At 70.3% G+C, this 15,324-nt stretch carries 14 protein-coding genes and 1 tRNA gene; 7 read left to right on the plus strand and 8 right to left on the minus strand.

Annotation, left to right across the window (positions count from 1 at the left end):
• Together B082_RS35890 and B082_RS0110300 are read left to right on the plus strand one after the other, a co-directional pair.
• Positions 1-321 (plus strand): carboxyl transferase domain-containing protein (locus tag B082_RS35890; protein WP_037709843.1); only part of this gene is annotated, 321 nt, incomplete at its 5' end.
• Positions 322-387: 66 nt separating this feature from the next.
• Positions 388-594 (plus strand): acyl-CoA carboxylase subunit epsilon, encoded by a 207-nt coding sequence (locus B082_RS0110300; protein WP_018551714.1) that lies wholly within the window; start codon positions 388-390, stop codon positions 592-594.
• 140 nt (positions 595-734) lie between these two features.
• Here the strand turns inward: B082_RS0110300 and B082_RS0110305 are convergent, their stop codons facing one another.
• From B082_RS0110305 to B082_RS0110340, 8 genes are all read right to left on the minus strand, one after another.
• A complete protein-coding gene (locus tag B082_RS0110305; protein WP_026249631.1) occupies positions 735-1,316 on the minus strand; it encodes a GTP-binding protein in 582 nt (193 codons plus the stop codon).
• A complete protein-coding gene (locus tag B082_RS37850) occupies positions 1,297-1,923 on the minus strand; it encodes a DUF742 domain-containing protein (RefSeq protein ID WP_026249632.1) in 627 nt (208 codons plus the stop codon). The genes B082_RS0110305 and B082_RS37850 overlap by 20 nt, the downstream gene beginning before the upstream one ends.
• Before the next feature lie 89 nt (positions 1,924-2,012).
• Complete coding sequence (locus B082_RS0110315) at positions 2,013-2,426, minus strand: roadblock/LC7 domain-containing protein (protein WP_018551717.1); 414 nt, start codon at positions 2,424-2,426, stop codon at positions 2,013-2,015.
• A gap of 10 nt (positions 2,427-2,436) precedes the next feature.
• The gene (locus B082_RS0110320; protein ID WP_018551718.1) at positions 2,437-5,688 is read right to left on the minus strand and encodes a nitrate- and nitrite sensing domain-containing protein; all 3,252 of its coding nucleotides are present in this window, start codon (positions 5,686-5,688) and stop codon (positions 2,437-2,439) included.
• A gap of 347 nt (positions 5,689-6,035) precedes the next feature.
• Entirely contained in the window at positions 6,036-6,620 is a 585-nt protein-coding gene (locus B082_RS0110325; RefSeq protein ID WP_018551719.1) for a GTP-binding protein, read from the minus strand.
• Entirely contained in the window at positions 6,601-7,008 is a 408-nt protein-coding gene (locus B082_RS0110330) for a DUF742 domain-containing protein (RefSeq protein ID WP_018521347.1), read from the minus strand. The genes B082_RS0110325 and B082_RS0110330 overlap by 20 nt, the downstream gene beginning before the upstream one ends.
• Before the next feature lie 133 nt (positions 7,009-7,141).
• The gene (locus tag B082_RS0110335) at positions 7,142-7,555 is read right to left on the minus strand and encodes a roadblock/LC7 domain-containing protein (protein WP_006127850.1); all 414 of its coding nucleotides are present in this window, start codon (positions 7,553-7,555) and stop codon (positions 7,142-7,144) included.
• Between the two features lie 9 nt (positions 7,556-7,564).
• Entirely contained in the window at positions 7,565-11,224 is a 3,660-nt protein-coding gene (locus B082_RS0110340; protein ID WP_018551720.1) for a nitrate- and nitrite sensing domain-containing protein, read from the minus strand.
• Positions 11,225-11,805: 581 nt separating this feature from the next.
• On the opposite strand from B082_RS0110340, the gene B082_RS0110345 reads away from it, so the two are divergent.
• The 5 genes from B082_RS0110345 (at position 11,806) to B082_RS0110365 (ending at position 15,301) form a co-directional block, all read left to right on the plus strand.
• The gene (locus tag B082_RS0110345) at positions 11,806-12,009 is read left to right on the plus strand and encodes a hypothetical protein (RefSeq protein ID WP_026249634.1); all 204 of its coding nucleotides are present in this window, start codon (positions 11,806-11,808) and stop codon (positions 12,007-12,009) included.
• Positions 12,010-12,092: 83 nt separating this feature from the next.
• A complete protein-coding gene (locus tag B082_RS0110350) occupies positions 12,093-12,869 on the plus strand; it encodes a fumarylacetoacetate hydrolase family protein (RefSeq protein ID WP_018551722.1) in 777 nt (258 codons plus the stop codon).
• Positions 12,862-14,334: a glutamate--tRNA ligase gene (gene gltX, locus B082_RS0110355; RefSeq protein WP_018551723.1), complete on the plus strand. Its 1,473-nt coding sequence runs from the start codon at positions 12,862-12,864 to the stop codon at positions 14,332-14,334. The genes B082_RS0110350 and gltX overlap by 8 nt, the downstream gene beginning before the upstream one ends.
• 90 nt (positions 14,335-14,424) lie before the next feature.
• Entirely contained in the window at positions 14,425-15,144 is a 720-nt protein-coding gene (locus tag B082_RS0110360; RefSeq protein WP_018551724.1) for an HAD family hydrolase, read from the plus strand.
• Between the two features lie 85 nt (positions 15,145-15,229).
• Positions 15,230-15,301, plus strand: a tRNA-Gln gene (locus B082_RS0110365).
• The last annotated feature ends 23 nt before the right edge of the window (positions 15,302-15,324 follow it).

The raw sequence follows: 15,324 nt of genomic DNA on the forward strand, positions 1-15,324 counted from the left end.
ATGGACAGCCAGTCCATCGGCGCCGACCTCACCTACGCCTGGCCCACCAACGAGATCGCCGTCATGGGCGCCGAAGGCGCCGCCAACGTCATCTTCCGCCGCCAGATCGCCGAGGCACAAGACCCCGAAGCCATGCGCACCCGCATGGTCAAGGAGTACAAGACCGAGCTGATGCACCCGTACTACGCAGCCGAACGCGGACTCGTGGACGACGTCATCGACCCCGCCGAAACCCGCGAGGTCCTGATCGCCTCGCTCGCGATGCTCCGCTCCAAGCACGCCGACCTGCCGGCCCGCAAGCACGGCAACCCCCCGCAGTAGTCCGAGGCCCCGCAGCGACCCTGTGAGCCCCGCGAAGAGCTGCCCAGAAGACGGAGAGACACCACCATGAGCACTGCCACCGCCGAGTCCGTGCTGCGCGTCGAGAAGGGTCTCGCCGACCCCGAGGAGCTGGCCGCCGTCACCGCGGTCCTGCTCGCCCGCGCGGCCGCCCAGCCCGCCGAGATCCCCGCCCTCCGGGGCCGCGACACGGCGGGCTGGCGCCGCCTGGAGCGCACCCCCGGCTTCCGGGCGCCCCACAGCTGGCAGGGCTGACCCCCCGGGCGGGCCGAGCCCGTCCGGGGCGTATCAAGCCCGTCCGACGACTGAGGACAAGCAAGGCCGCCAGGCCGGGCGGCACACGCGCGAGGGCCCCGCACTCCTGTGAGTGCGGGGCCCTCGCGCGTATGCCGCCCCTACCGCAGGCGGGCCATCAACGCGTGCTCGACCAGTGTGATCAGCGCGCTCTTCGCATCCGCCCGGTGCCGCGCGTCCGTCGTCAGGATCGGCGTGTCCGGTCCGATCTGGAGCGCTTCGCGCACCTCGTCGGGGGTGTACGGCTGGTGTCCGTCGAAGCCGTTGAGGGCGATGACGAACGGGAGTCCGCTGTTCTCGAAGTAGTCGACCGCCGGGAAGCAGTCGGCGAGCCTGCGGGTGTCGACGAGGACGACGGCGCCGATGGCGCCGCGTACCAGGTCGTCCCACATGAACCAGAAGCGGTCCTGGCCCGGTGTACCGAAGAGGTACAGGATCAGGTCCTGGTCCAGCGTGATGCGGCCGAAGTCCATCGCCACCGTCGTGGTGGTCTTGTCCCCCGTATGTGTCAGGTCGTCGATGCCCGCCGACGCGGACGTCATCACGGCTTCGGTGCGCAGCGGATTGATCTCCGAGACGGCACCGACAAACGTGGTCTTACCCACGCCGAACCCGCCTGCCACCACGATCTTCGCCGAGGTAGTGGAGCGGGCTGCTCCGCCGCTAGAGCTTTCGAAGTCCACTGAGCACCCTTTCGAGCAGTGTCACATCTGGCTGGCCGCCGGCGGACTCGTCGCCGCCGGGCTGGTGGATAGCGACGAGTCCGGCCTCTGCCAGGTCGGCTACGAGGATCCGGGCCACGCCGAGGGGGATCGAGAGGAGGGCCGAGATCTCGGCCACCGACTTGATCTCGAAGCACAGCCGGCAGATCCGCTGGTGCTCGGGCAACTGCCCTTGCAGCCGGGACGGATCAGCCGTGGTACTGACCAACGCCTCAATCGCGAGTTGGTAGCGCGGTCGGGTCCGCCCACCTGTCATGGCGTACGGACGAACCAGCGGATTGTGCGCGACCGGAGCCGGCTCGGGAGCCCGCCGCGGCTGCACCGGCTGGATACGGGGAGGCTGCTGCGGACCGTCCAGCCGGTGCGGACGCTGCGGGCGTCCTGGCTGCTGGGGCTCCTGCTGGGGCCAGTCGGAGCCCTGGCCGTGCTGCGGCTGCCGGTACGGCTGGTAGGGCTGCTGACCGCCCTGTCTGCCGGGTGCGGAGGGGAAGTTGAAACGATCGTCCCCGTGCTCACCCGATACGTGCCGACCACCGTCGAACCGGTGCCCGCCTGGGGGTGTACCCACGATGCCTCCTCCGCCTGCCGGTCCCGAATCCAGTGGGTCCGCGCCACCGAACCCTATGGCGCGGTGCCGCGAAACGCACTGTCTGTCTACTAGTTAAGAAGACTTCCCTGAAGCTCGGCGCGGAGGTCCGGAGTGAGGACGCTGCCGGCACGGTCGACCAGAAGGGCCATTTCGTACCCAACCAGGCCGATGTCGGCGTCCGGGTGGGCGAGAACGGCCAGCGAGGATCCGTCGGAAACGGACATGATGAAGAGGAACCCGCGCTCCATCTCCACAACCGTCTGATTCACCGCGCCGCCCTCGAAGATCCGCGAGGCGCCGGCCGTCAGCGAGGTCAGCCCGGAGGCGACCGCCGCCAGCTGGTCGGCACGGTCCCGCGGGAATCCCTCGGACATCGCCAGCAGGAGTCCGTCGGCGGAGACCACCACCGTGTGCGACACCCCGGGGGTGTTGTCCACGAAGTTGGTGATCAACCAGTTCAGATTCTGCGCCGCCTGGCTCATCGGGCTCACACTAACGCTCCTGGTTGTAGGTATTACTTGTGTCCGAACCCGCGTTGCGTCCCCGCAGGACACCGCGCCGCAGGTTGCTCAGCCTGCCACGCACGTCCTCCGGAGCGCGGGAGACCTGGGGGCCGCCCTGCTGGGTCTGTTCGGCTGTGCCCTCGACCAGATTGGCCTTGGGCACGCGCCGGGGAAGACCGGACGGGGTTATCCCGCCTGCCTTCGGCTCCCGGAGCTTCTCGGCCCGCTCCCAGCGCTCGTCGTTGGCCGAGCGCCAGTCGTCGGAGCCGTCGGTTCCGGCGTTTCCGTCGGGGGCCTGTCGCGCCGGCGACGGCTGCTGCGGCAGTTCCTGCTGCTGCGGCCGCTCCTGCGCGGCATCGGGCCGGCCGTTCCCGCGGCCCGTGGGCTGCCAGTGCTGCTGGCCGCCCCGGCGCGGAAGACCGGCTTCGGTGAGTTCGTGGCCGGCGTTCGGGACGGGGCCCGAACGCTCGAAGCCTACGCGGTCCTGCGACTCGGCGGGAGCGCTCGCCGCAGATTCCGCTTCCGGCTGCGCCACCGGCTCGAAGCCGTTTGAGTACGCCCCCTGACCAGGCCACTCCTCCTGCTGGGGCTGGGCGCCGTACTGCTCGTCATATCCCTGCTGGGGGGCCTCGGCAGCCGCGTACGCCGCCTCCGGATAGCCGCCCTGGGAGGGGTCGTAGCCGTCGTAGCCCTGCTGCCCGGCATAGCCGGTGTCGCCGCGGTACGGGTCGTAGCCGCCCTCGTAGCCCGGCTGCGCGTAACCCTGCTGTCCCGCCTGGACGGCCTGCCCGTCCTGCTGCGGCTCCTGGCCGAACTGCTGCGGTTCCTGGCCGTACTCCTGAGCCGCGTAGGGGTCCCCGGCGCCGGCGTCGGAGCCGTACCCGGCCTCGGCGTACTGCTGCTCGCCGCCGGTCTGCGCCTCCAGCGCCGCGCGGCGCTCCTCCCGCATCAGCGAGCGGCCCACCGGGTCGAGCTGCGGGGCGTCCGTGGACGGCTCCTCGTAGCGCGAGTCGTCGAAGCCGAGTTCGGCCGCCGTACGCAGCTGCGGCTGCTGCGGCAGGGCGTCGAAGGCCTGCTGCTGCGGAATCATCGAGGAGACAGTGAAGTCGTCCTGGTCCGGGGCCTCGCCGCCGCCACCGTGGGTGATCGCGTCCGGCAGCATGACCAGCGAGGTCGTGCCCGCCTGCTCGCCCGAGGGGCGCAGCTGGACCCGGATGCCGTGCCGGTCGGCGAGCCGGCCGACCACGAACAGGCCCATGCGCTGGGAGACCGCCGCGTCCACCGTCGGTGGGTTGGCGAGCTTGTGGTTGATGTCGGCGAAGTCCTCGGCGGTGAGGCCGATGCCCTTGTCGTGGATCTCGATCATCACGCGGCTGTCGGGCAGCCGGGTCGCGGTGACCCGCACCTTGGTCTGCGGCGAGGAGAAGGTGGTGGCGTTCTCCAGCAGCTCGGCCAGCAGGTGCACGAGGTCGGTGACGGACTGACCGTGGATCTCGGTCTCGGGGACGCCGGACAGCTCGATGCGCTCGTAGGACTCCACCTCGGAGGAGGCGGCGCGCAACACGTCCACCAGCGGCACCGGCTGGTTCCAGCGGCGGCCCGGCTCCTCGCCCGCGAGGACGAGCAGGTTCTCGCCGTTGCGCCGCATACGGGTCGCCAGGTGGTCCAGCCGGAACAGGCTCTCCAGCTGGTCCGGGTCGGCCTCGTTGTTCTCCAGGTCGGTGATGAGGGTCAGCTGGCCCTCGATGAGCGACTGGTTGCGGCGCGAGAGATTGGTGAAGATCGCGTTGACGTTGCCCCGGAGCATGGCCTGCTCGGCCGCGAGCCGGACCGCCTCGCGGTGCACCTGGTCGAAGGCGCGGGCGACCTCGCCGATCTCGTCCTGGCTGTTGATCGGGATCGGCTGGACGCGGGTGTCGACCCGGCCCGGGTCGGTCCGCGAGAGCTGGTCGACCAGCGAGGGCAGCCGCTGCTCGGCGATGCCGAAGGCGGCGGTACGCAGTCGGCGCATCGAGCGGCTCATCTGCCGGGCCATGAGCCCGGCCAGGACGAACGCGGCCAGCAGGGCGACGAGCACGATCGTCGCGTTGACGACGGCGGCGGTGCGGGCGCTGGACGAGATGTCCGCGGCCTCGGCCACCGCCCGGTCCACGAGCTCGTCCTCGACCGTGGTGTAGCCGTCGAACTTGGCGGTCGCCGCTGCCATCCAGGTCTCGGGGGTGATCCCCTTCGCCTTCAGCTGGGCCGGGTCCTTGCCGAGGCCGATCTCCTGGGCCATGCCGTCGTAGACCGAGCCGTCGATGGTCGGCGGCGTCACGAACGGCACCCCGGCCGCTTCGGCCTTCTGCTTGGCGGCCTTCAGCTCGGCGGCGCCGGCGGTCGCCTTGGCGGTCATGACCTGCTTCAGCCGGGCCGCGTCGGCCTCCGTACCACCGGAGGTGAACTCACCGAGGGCGATCTGCTCCAGGTAGTTGTACGAGCCGAAGGCCTTCACCTGGTCGTTGAACTTGCCGCTCTCCTTGCTGGGACGCACCAGGAGGTGCATACCAATGGAGCGCTGAAGCGATTCTGCAGCCTTGGCCAGTTCGATCGCGTAGACGGTACGGCCGTAGCTGGTGATGTTGCCGGTGCCGAGGCCCAGTTCGTTGCAGAACTCCATGAGGGAGTGCTGCACCTGGACGTAACCCTCTTCGGTCTTCACCGGGTCCATGGCGGCGGTGTAAGCGGCCTTGCGCAGCTGCGGGAGCTTGGGCTCCTCCAGCTTGAACAGCTTGAGGCGGCGCTCCAGGCCCTGCGTGGCCGGCATCCCCTGCACGGCCTTGTCGAACTTCTCGGCGGCGGCGTCCGTGGTGGCGCGGGCCTCGGTGACGACGTCGTCGTCCCGCTTGTTCGACAGCAGGGGCTCGGCGGTGAGGTCGCGCTCGTTGAGGAGGGCCTGCCCGTACTCGGCGGCGGCGCGCACGACCAGCGCGGTCTTCTCCGCGTCCTGGGCCTCCTGCCAGGTGTTGATCGAGCCCTTCACCTGGAAGCCGCCCATGACCAGGCCGACCAGCACGGGGATCAGGAGGATGGCGTTCAGCCGGGTGGGCACCCGCCAGTTGCGCGGGGACAGCCGGCTGGTGCTGCCACCGGCCGGTGCCGCCTCGGACACGTCGGCGGACGGCCCCGCGGCGGCACGCGACGGCGGGGTGAAGTTGCCCCGCTCGGCCTGCGCCGGGGAGCCCTCGTTGTTACGCCTCACTCGACCAACAACCTCTCGGCGTCGACACCTACGCTGTGCCGTTTTTTGTTCAGGGCCGTACTACTCGGGAGTCGGTCGAATTGCAGCACGGCTACGGGTTCCGTTCCAAACAGTTGGAACGGGCGATTCCGAGTGGCGTACGCCTCAGATAAATCGGGCATAAAGAACGAGCCCCGTCAAAAGACGGGGCTCATGTGAGCGCAGCGGCACCGGTCGTGCGCATCCGGTGTCGGGCGGGGGGTAATTCTCTGTCGAAACGTTATGAATGCGGGGGCGGATCGTGTCAAAGGACACAGTCCGCCCCCGTGTGACTACTGTAACTGCCGTATGCCACTACCGACTTGCGACTACTTGAGCCGGGCCATCAAAGCGTGCTCGACCAGCGTGATCAGGCCGCTCTTCGCATCGGCGCGGTGCCGTGCGTCGGTGGTGATGATCGGCGTGTCCGGTCCGATCTGGAGCGCTTCGCGCACCTCGTCGGGGGTGTACGGCTGGTGTCCGTCGAAGCCGTTGAGGGCGATGACGAACGGGAGTCCGCTGTTCTCGAAGTAGTCGACCGCCGGGAAGCAGTCGGCGAGCCTGCGGGTGTCGACGAGGACGACGGCGCCGATGGCGCCGCGTACCAGGTCGTCCCACATGAACCAGAAGCGGTCCTGGCCCGGTGTACCGAAGAGGTACAGGATCAGGTCCTGGTCCAGCGTGATGCGGCCGAAGTCCATCGCCACCGTCGTGGTGGTCTTTCCGCCGGTGTGCGTGAGGTCGTCGATGCCCGCGGACGCGGACGTCATCACGGCTTCGGTGCGTAGCGGATTGATCTCCGAGACGGCACCGACAAACGTGGTTTTGCCCACGCCGAACCCACCGGCCACGACGATCTTCGCCGAGGTGGTGGCCCGGGTCGCCGCGCCGCCGTTAGAGCTTTCGAAGTCCACTGAGCACCCTTTCGAGCAGTGTCACATCCGGCGCGCCGCCGGCCTCTCCGTTGCCCGGCTGGTGGATGGCCACCATGCCGGCTTCCGCCAGGTCCGCGACAAGAATCCGCGCCACACCGAGGGGCATCGACAGCAGGGCCGAGACCTCGGCCACCGACTTGACCTCGCGGCACAGATGGCAGATCCGCTGATGCTCGGGGAGCAGGGTCCCCAGATGCGCGGGATCGGCCGTGGTGCTGACCAGTGCTTCTATCGCTAGCTGATAGCGCGGCCGGGTGCGTCCGCCGGTCATGGCGTACGGACGGACCAGCGGCTGGTCGCCCTCACCTTCGTACGACGCGTGACTGGACGCGCCGTACGGATCGGGTGAGGCGGGTGGCGGGGTCATGAATCCTCCGGGCGTGACAGCAGGGTGTCGACTTGCCGTCTGAAGGGGCCGGTGAGGGGCTGTAAGCGGCCGGACGGGCGAGGGTTGAGTGCGGTACCTGGGTTGATCGTCTGTGTCACTGGTTCACGGCCGCCTAATGGAGCAGGCTGCCCTGGAGCTCCGCGCGGAGGTCCGGGGTCAGGACAGTGCCCGCCCGGTCCACCAGCAGAGCCATTTCGTAGCCGACCAGACCGATGTCGGCGTCCGGGTGGGCCAGCACGGCCAGCGAGGAGCCGTCGGAGATGGACATGAGGAACAGGAAGCCGCGTTCCATCTCCACCACGGTCTGGCTGACGGCGCCGCCCTCGAAGATCCGGGAGGCACCGGCCGTCAGCGAGGTCAGTCCGGACGCGACGGCCGCCAGCTGGTCGGCGCGGTCGCGCGGGAAACCTTCGGACATCGCCAGCAGGAGGCCGTCCGCCGAGACCACCACCGTGTGCGACACCCCGGGGGTGTTGTCCACGAAGTTGGTGATCAGCCAGTTCAGATTCTGTGCGGCCTGACTCATCGGGCTCAACTAACGCTCCTGCTGGTGAGTGGGGCCGAGGGGGAAACTGCCGGTCTGTCCGCTGCCTGCCTGGCGTCCTTGCTGGATGCCGCGGCGCAGATTGGTCAGACGCCCGCGCACATCATCGGGCGCACGCGAGACCTGGGGACCGGTCTGGTTGTTCTGCTGCTGGGCGGTGCCCGGCACCAGGTTGGCACGCGGGACCCGGCGAGGCAGACCGGACGTGGTGATTCCGCCCGCTGCGGGCTTCTTCACCCGCTCCGCCTGCCGGACGATCTCGTCGTTCGGCGAAGCGCGCCAGCTGCTCGTCACCCCCGTGTCGCCGAGGCCGCGCTGCGGTCCGGCGGGAGCGATGGGCTCCTGCGCCGGCTGCTGCGGGAAGCCGGGCTCCGGGGCGGGAGGCTGCTGCTGGGCACCCTGCTGGCCCTGCTGCGGACCGTGGAACCAGTTGGTTTCCAGCGTGTCGTACAGCGGGGTGCGGCCGTCGCCGGGGCCTGAGGCCGGCGGCAGCGCCTCGGGCTGCTGCGGCTGCTGCGGCAGGACCGGGCGGTACGGGGCGTCGGCGGCCGGCGCGGGCGGGCGCGGCGCACCGAAGTCCTGGTCGCCGCGCTGCCGGGGCGCGGGCTGCTGCTGGGCGCCGAAGTCCGGGCGGGCGAACTGCGAGGTGCTCGCCACGTCCGGGTCCTGCTGCTGCGCGCCGGGCGCGGGTGCCGAGAAGTCCGGGCGGGCGAACTCGGCCGTGGCGCCGGGGCCCTGGCGGTCATCGGCCTGCGGACGCGGCGGCAGCGGCTGCGGGAACCGGCCCGTGGTCTCCGACTCCTCGTGACCGCGTGGTGCGTCGAGCGGGGAGCGGTGCTGCGGGGCCGACGGCTCGTCGGTGCCCCAGCTGGTGGTCTGCGGGCGCTGCGGGGCGGGGAAGCCGCCGTTCGGACCGCCCTGGGCCGGGGCCCCGGGCAGTTCGGCACGCGGGCCGCCGACGGGAGGCAGCTGGCGCTCGCCGCGACCGCGCGGCGGCTCGAAGGCGCCGCGGCCGTCCTGACCGCCCTGGCCCTGCCCCGGGCCGGCCTGGTCGAACCGGGCCTGCTGGGGCTGCGGGACCTGCCGTGCGGGGCCGTTCTGCTCCGGACGCCGCTGGTCGAACAGGCTGGGCTGGCCCGAGTCCGTACGGCCGGAGCCGTCGCCCTGGCCGCGTGCGCCGAGCCGGGCACCGCCGAACGCGCCGGCCAGGCCGCCGCCACCCGGACGCGGAGCCTCCGGACGGCCGCCGTCCTGCGGCGAGCGGCCCTGCGGCTTCTGGAACGCCGAGTCCTGCCCGCCGGGCCCGCCCTGCGAGCGGTTGCCGTCGCGGGCCGGCAGCGCGGCCCGGGGACCGGAACCGGCACCGACCTGGCCGCGCTGGGGGCCCTGCCCCGCCGCGAGCCGTCCGGCCTGGGCCGGGGCGTTGGCGTTGTTGCCGGCGAGCAGACCGCCGGGGGACTGCTGGCCGGGGGCCTGCTTGGGTGCCGGCTGCTTGCCGCCGTGGGCGACGTCGACCGGGAGCATGACCAGCGCGGTGGTGCCGCCGGAGTCCGAGGGGCGCAGCTGGATGCGGATGCCGTGACGCAGGGACAGCCGGCCGACCACGAACAGACCCATGCGGCGGGAGACCGAGACGTCCACGGTGGGCGGCGACGCGAGCCGCTCGTTGATCGCCGCGAGGTCCTCGGGGGACAGGCCGATGCCGGTGTCGTGGATCTCGACGAGCACCCGGCCGTCGGGCAGCGCGTGACCGGTGACCCGGACCTTCGTCTGCGGCGAGGAGAACGACGTGGCGTTCTCCAGCAGCTCGGCGAGCAGGTGCACGAGGTCGTTGACGACGCGGCCGGCGACCTCGGTGGCCGGCACGGCGGCCAGTTCGATGCGCTCGTACTGCTCCACCTCGGAGGCGGCGGCACGCAGCACGTCGACCAGTGGCACGGGCCGGGTCCACCGGCGGCCCGGCTCCTCGCCCGCGAGGACGAGGAGGTTCTCGCCGTTCCGGCGCATACGGGTCGCGAGGTGGTCGAGCTTGAAGAGCGAGGACAGCTGGTCCGGGTCGGCCTCGCGCGACTCCAGCTCGGAGATGAGCGAGAGCTGGCGCTGGATGAGGCCCTGCGAACGGCGCGAGAGGTTGGTGAACATCGCGTTGACGTTGCCCCGCAGAAGGGCCTGCTCGGCGGCGAGACGGACCGCCTCGCGGTGCACGTCGTCGAAGGCCGCGGCCACCTTGCCGATCTCGTCACGGGAGTGCACACCGACGGACTCGACGGAGGTGTCGACGTCCTGCGGGTCCGACTCGGAGAGCTGCTTGACGAGCTCGGGCAGCCGGTCCTGCGCGACGCGCGTCGCGGTGTCCTGGAGGCGGCGCAGCGAGCGGATCATGGACCGGGCCACGACGAAGGCGCCGACCAGGGAGACGCCGAGGACCAGGAGGATCAGCGCACCGGAGATGATCGCCTCGCGCTGGGACTCGTCGCGCAGTTCGCGCGCCTTGCTCTCCATGTCGCTGAGGAGGGTCTCCTCGACCACCTTCATGGCGTTGATCTTGGTGGAGTCCTGGTCGTACCAGTCCATGTACGAACGGCGCGAGGAGGCGCCGCTCATGGAGGTCGGGTTCTCCAGCATCTTCCTGGCGTACGTGTCCGCCGCCTTGATGTCCGGATGGCCCTCGTCCAGCGTCGAGGTCAGCTCCTCGGCGCTCTTGCCGGTGGAGGTGTAGATCGCCTCGAAGGAGTTGCGGGCCGCGCTCTCCTTGCGCTGCGCGGCCAGGCCGAACTGCTGGTCGTTGCGGTCGAGGTCGGGCTTCTGATCGCCGCCGCCGGGCAGCGCGGCGGCGATGACCGCGCGCTGGACCGAGGCGTACTCCTTGGCGGAGGAGAACGCCGCCAGCGCACGGGTCCGCTTGATCATCTCGGGGCTGCTGGTCGCCTGCGCCATGTCCTGGGAGAGGCTCAGCAGCGAGGTGATCAGCTGGCTGTAGGCGTCGATCGTCTGGAGACTCGGGCTGTCCTTGACGTACGCCTGCTTGCGGATGTCACGGATGGAGCCGAGCTGCGCGGCGATCTGCTGGACGCTGGCGTGGATGCTCTCCAGCGTCTCGTCGTCGGTGGTGTCGCCGATGTCCTCGGTGGCAGAGAAGAACGCCTTCTTCGCCCGGTCGGTCTTCTTGCGCGGCTCGGTGACCTTGAAGTCGGTCGCCGGGACTCCGTTGGACAGCGGGCCGGCCGACCGGTCGCGCTCCTCCTGGAGCGCCTGGGCCAGCGCGGTCGCCTGCTTGGTCATCCGGGTCAGCAGCTGCATGTGCTCCAGCTGCTGGATGTCGTTCATGGAGTCGTTGATGCGCAGACCGCCCAGGGTGGTCGCGGCGACCACGGGGAGGGCGAGCAGGGAGACCAGGCGCGTGCTGATGCGCCAGTTGCGCAGAGCTACGCGTGAGCCCGTGTTGACAGGGCCGCGTGACTTGGGCGCGGCGGCCGGTTCGGAGGCGTTGTTGGTCGGTGCGGCGCCGGGGCGCCGTTCGCGATCGCCGTGGTCACCGGCCGCGGCCGGTCCGGGGTTCTGGGCGTGCTGGGGCGAGGAGCCGCGGTCGGTCCCGCCGCGCGGCTCCTGTTCGGCCGCAGCGCTGCCATCCCTCTTGAAACGTCCCTGCACTAGCGTCGCAACCTCTGGACCAGGCGTTCTTCCGTCATGAACGGAGAAAACGGTGTCGGCGTGGTGGGGCGTAATCCTGCCCCATGGTGGTCGTGAGTGACCGGCGCTCTTCCCCTTCCCGCCGCCACTCGGCGCTGCGTTGCGCCCCCTGCGCGCCGGCTTGAAACCCGCGGCGGTGCGTGGAATTTCAGCACAGTGGCGGATCTCCAACAAGGGCCAGGTACCGGGCTGTGACCTGCGTGACACGTTGTGATGGCCGCGTAACAAGCCGTGGAGGCTGTTCAGTGACATTACGGACTATTGGGTGCGAGTCCGGTGCGGGTGGGGGGTGTCCCAGTCGCCATGATCAGGAGCGGAATGACTCATTCAGTGGTGCAATGTCCGATTCAGGGACCCAACTCGACCGCCCGTATTAGGGCAATTATCCCGGTGTTCGTGAGCAAACTCACATGATGATCGCCGTCTCTTCCGGGCGCCCGAGGGGAATTGAATGTTTAGCCTGACGCTTTACTGGGACGGCAGAACCGACAACCGGCGCCCCTCCCGCGGGCGGCGCCCCGAAGACAGGGTCCGTACGGCAGATGAAGACGACGATGACGCTCCGCAACATTGCCAACCCCCGCCGCACCACGCTGGCGCACCTCAAGGACGCCGAGGCGCTGCGGACGACGGAACGGCCGGAGCACGCAGTCGTACTGCCGACCCAGACGGCCAATCCGCGCCGCACCATCCTCATGAAGGCCCCCGCCGCCGCGCCGGTCGCCACCCCCGTCGCCGCGGAGTAATCGGCGCGGGAGCGCCCCTCACGCGCGTTAGCCTGGAGCGTCAGTCTTCAAGCACCAGCAAGCAGTGAGGGGCGACAGCACCCGTGCGCATCGCCAGGTTCTCCATCGACGGCAATGTCGCCTTCGGCGCGGTCGAGGGCGACGGGCCCGACGGTCTCGTCCTCGACATCATCAAGGGCATCCCGTACTCCGAGTTCGAGCTCTCCGGGACCAAGGTCCCGCTGAACAAGGTCCGGCTGCTGCCGCCCGTGCTGCCCAACAAGGTCGTGGCCATCGGCCGCAACTACGCGGAGCACGCCGCCGAACTCGGCAACGAGGTCCCCGATGTCCCCGTCGCCTTCTTCAAGCCCACCACCTCGGTGATCGGCTCCGGCGACGCCATCGAGTACCCCTCCTTCTCCGACGAGGTGCACCACGAGGCCGAACTGGCCGTGGTCATCGGCCGGATGTGCCGCGAAGTGCCGCGCGAACGGGTCAAGGACGTCATCTTCGGCTACACCTGCGCCAACGACGTCACCGCGCGCGACGCCCAGAAGCGGGAGAAGCAGTGGGCCCGCGCCAAGGGTTTCGACACCTCCTGCCCCCTCGGCCCCTGGGTGGAGACCGACCTCGACCCCGGCGACCTCGCCATCCAGGCGACGGTCAACGGTGAGCAACGCCAGCTCGGCCGGACGAGCGACATGATCCGGACCATCGAGGACCTGGTCGTCCACATCACGGAAGCGATGACGCTGCTCCCGGGCGATGTGATTCTCACCGGTACCCCCGCGGGGGTCGGACCCCTCCACGTCGGCGACGAGGTCGCCGTCACCATCGAAGGCATCGGCACTCTCACCAACAGGGTGATCAAGCGTGGCTAACGCAGCGGTACGTGTACGTTTCTGTCCCTCCCCGACCGGCAACCCGCACGTCGGCCTGGTCCGGACGGCTCTCTTCAACTGGGCGTTCGCCCGGCACCACCAGGGCACCCTGGTCTTCCGCATCGAGGACACCGACGCGGCCCGCGACTCCGAGGAGTCCTACGAGCAGCTCCTCGACGCGATGCGCTGGCTCGGCCTCGACTGGGACGAGGGCCCCGAGGTCGGCGGCCCGCACGCCCCGTACCGCCAGTCGCAGCGCATGGACCTCTACAAGGACGTCGCCGAGAAGCTCCTCGCGGCCGGCCACGCCTACCGCTGCTACTGCACGACCGAGGAGCTGGACGCCCGCCGCGACGCCGCCCGCGCCGCCGGCCGCCCGTCGGGCTACGACGGCCACTGCCGCGAGCTGAGCGACGAGCGGAAGGCCGCCTACGAGGCCGAGGGGCGCGCGTCGATCGTCCGCTTCCGGATGCCCGACGAGGCGATCACCTTCACCGACCTGGTCCGCGGCGACATCACCGTCCAGCCGGAGAACGTCCCGGACTACGGCATCGTCCGCGCCAACGGGGCCCCGCTCTACACGCTGGTCAACCCGGTGGACGACGCGCTGATGGAGATCACCCACGTCCTGCGCGGCGAGGACCTGCTCTCCTCCACCCCGCGCCAGATCGCCCTGTACCGGGCGCTCATCGAGCTGGGCATCGCCAAGGACACCCCGGCCTTCGGCCACCTGCCGTACGTCATGGGCGAGGGCAACAAGAAGCTCTCCAAGCGTGACCCGCAGGCCTCGCTCAACCTCTACCGCGAGCGCGGCTTCCTCCGCGAGGGGCTGCTCAACTACCTCTCGCTGCTCGGCTGGTCGATCGCCGAGGACCGCGACATCTTCGACATCGACGAGATGGTCGCCGCGTTCGACATCAAGGACGTCAACGCGAACCCGGCCCGCTTCGACCTCAAGAAGTGCGAGCACGTCAACGCGGAGCACATCCGCAGGCTGGACGTGAAGACCTTCACCGAGGCGTGCGGCCCCTGGCTGGAGGCCCCGTTCGCACCCTGGGCCCCGGAGGCCTTCGACGCGGACCTCTTCGCGCGGATCGCCCCGCACTCCCAGACCCGGGTCACGGTCCTCTCCGAGATCACCGCCAACGTGGACTTCCTCTTCCTGGACGAGCCGGTGCACGACGAGGCGTCCTGGACGAAGGCGATGAAGGAGGGCTCCGACGCGCTCCTGGTCACCGCCCGCGCCGAGCTGATCGCCGCCGACTGGAACGCCGACGCCCTCAAGGCCGCAGTCCTCGCCGCCGGCGAGCAGCACGGCCTGAAGCTCGGCAAGGCCCAGGCCCCGGTCCGCGTCGCCGTCACCGGCCGCACGATCGGCCTGCCGCTCTTCGAGTCCCTGGAGATCCTGGGCCGCGAGAAGACGATCGCCCGCATCGACGCGGCCCTGTCCAAGCTGACCGCGTAACACCGCCCCGCACGCACCGGAGGCCGGGACCCGGTCACGGGGCCCCGGCCTCCGGCCGTCGGCTGGGTCCACGAGCGGTAGCGTGGCCGTATGCCCATCAGAGCCGTCCTCTGGGACATCGACGACACGATCTTCGACCACACGACGGCCTCCGCCACCGGCATGGCCCGGCATCTCGCGGTGGAGGGGCTGCCCGGCGCGTATGCCACGGCGGACGAGGCCGTCGAGGCCTGGCAGCGGGTCACCCGGCTCCACTGGGCGCGGTTCTCGGCGGGGGAGACCGACTGGCCGGGCCAGCGCCGTGACCGGGCCAGGGACTTCCTCGGCCGCTCCATGGACGACGCCGAGGCCGATGCCTGGTTCGAGCGCCACGTCGCCCACTACGAGGCCGCCTGGTCGCTCTTCCCGGACACCGTCCCCGTGCTCGACGTCCTGGCGGGGGCGTACCGGCATGCCGCGCTGTCCAACTCGGCCCTGGGGCCGCAGCACCGCAAGCTGACCGTGCTGGGGGTGCGCGACCGGTTCGAGTCCCTGCTCTGCGCGGCGGAGCTGGGGGTCTCCAAGCCGGCCGCCGGGGCCTTCCTCGCTGCGTGTGCGGCGCTGGAGCTGCCGCCGTCCGATGTCGTCTACGTGGGGGACGAACCCGACATCGACGCCGGGGGCGCGACGGCCGCCGGGCTCACCGGGGTCTGGCTGGACCGGGCCGGCCGGGGCGGACGTCCCGAACTGGTCCGGATCACGGCCCTCGACCAGCTTCCCGCCTTGCTCGCGGGCAATACCCGTTTTGGAGCGTCGGACACCTTCGGGTAATGTTCTTCCTGCGCCGCCCGAGCGGGCCGAAAGATCCGGCCGGGAAGCGCAGACAGAAACAGAACCCTCAGGGGTTGCGTTTCAGTGGGCTATGGTGTAATTGGCAACACTACGGTTTCTGGTACCGTCATTCTAGGTTCGAGTCCTGGTAGCCCAGCGCAGTACAAGCAAGTTGCAGGA

Origin of the sequence: Streptomyces sp. ATexAB-D23 (genome assembly GCF_000373645.1) — a bacterium.
Taxonomy (GTDB): Bacteria; Actinomycetota; Actinomycetes; order Streptomycetales; family Streptomycetaceae; genus Streptomyces; species Streptomyces castrisilvae.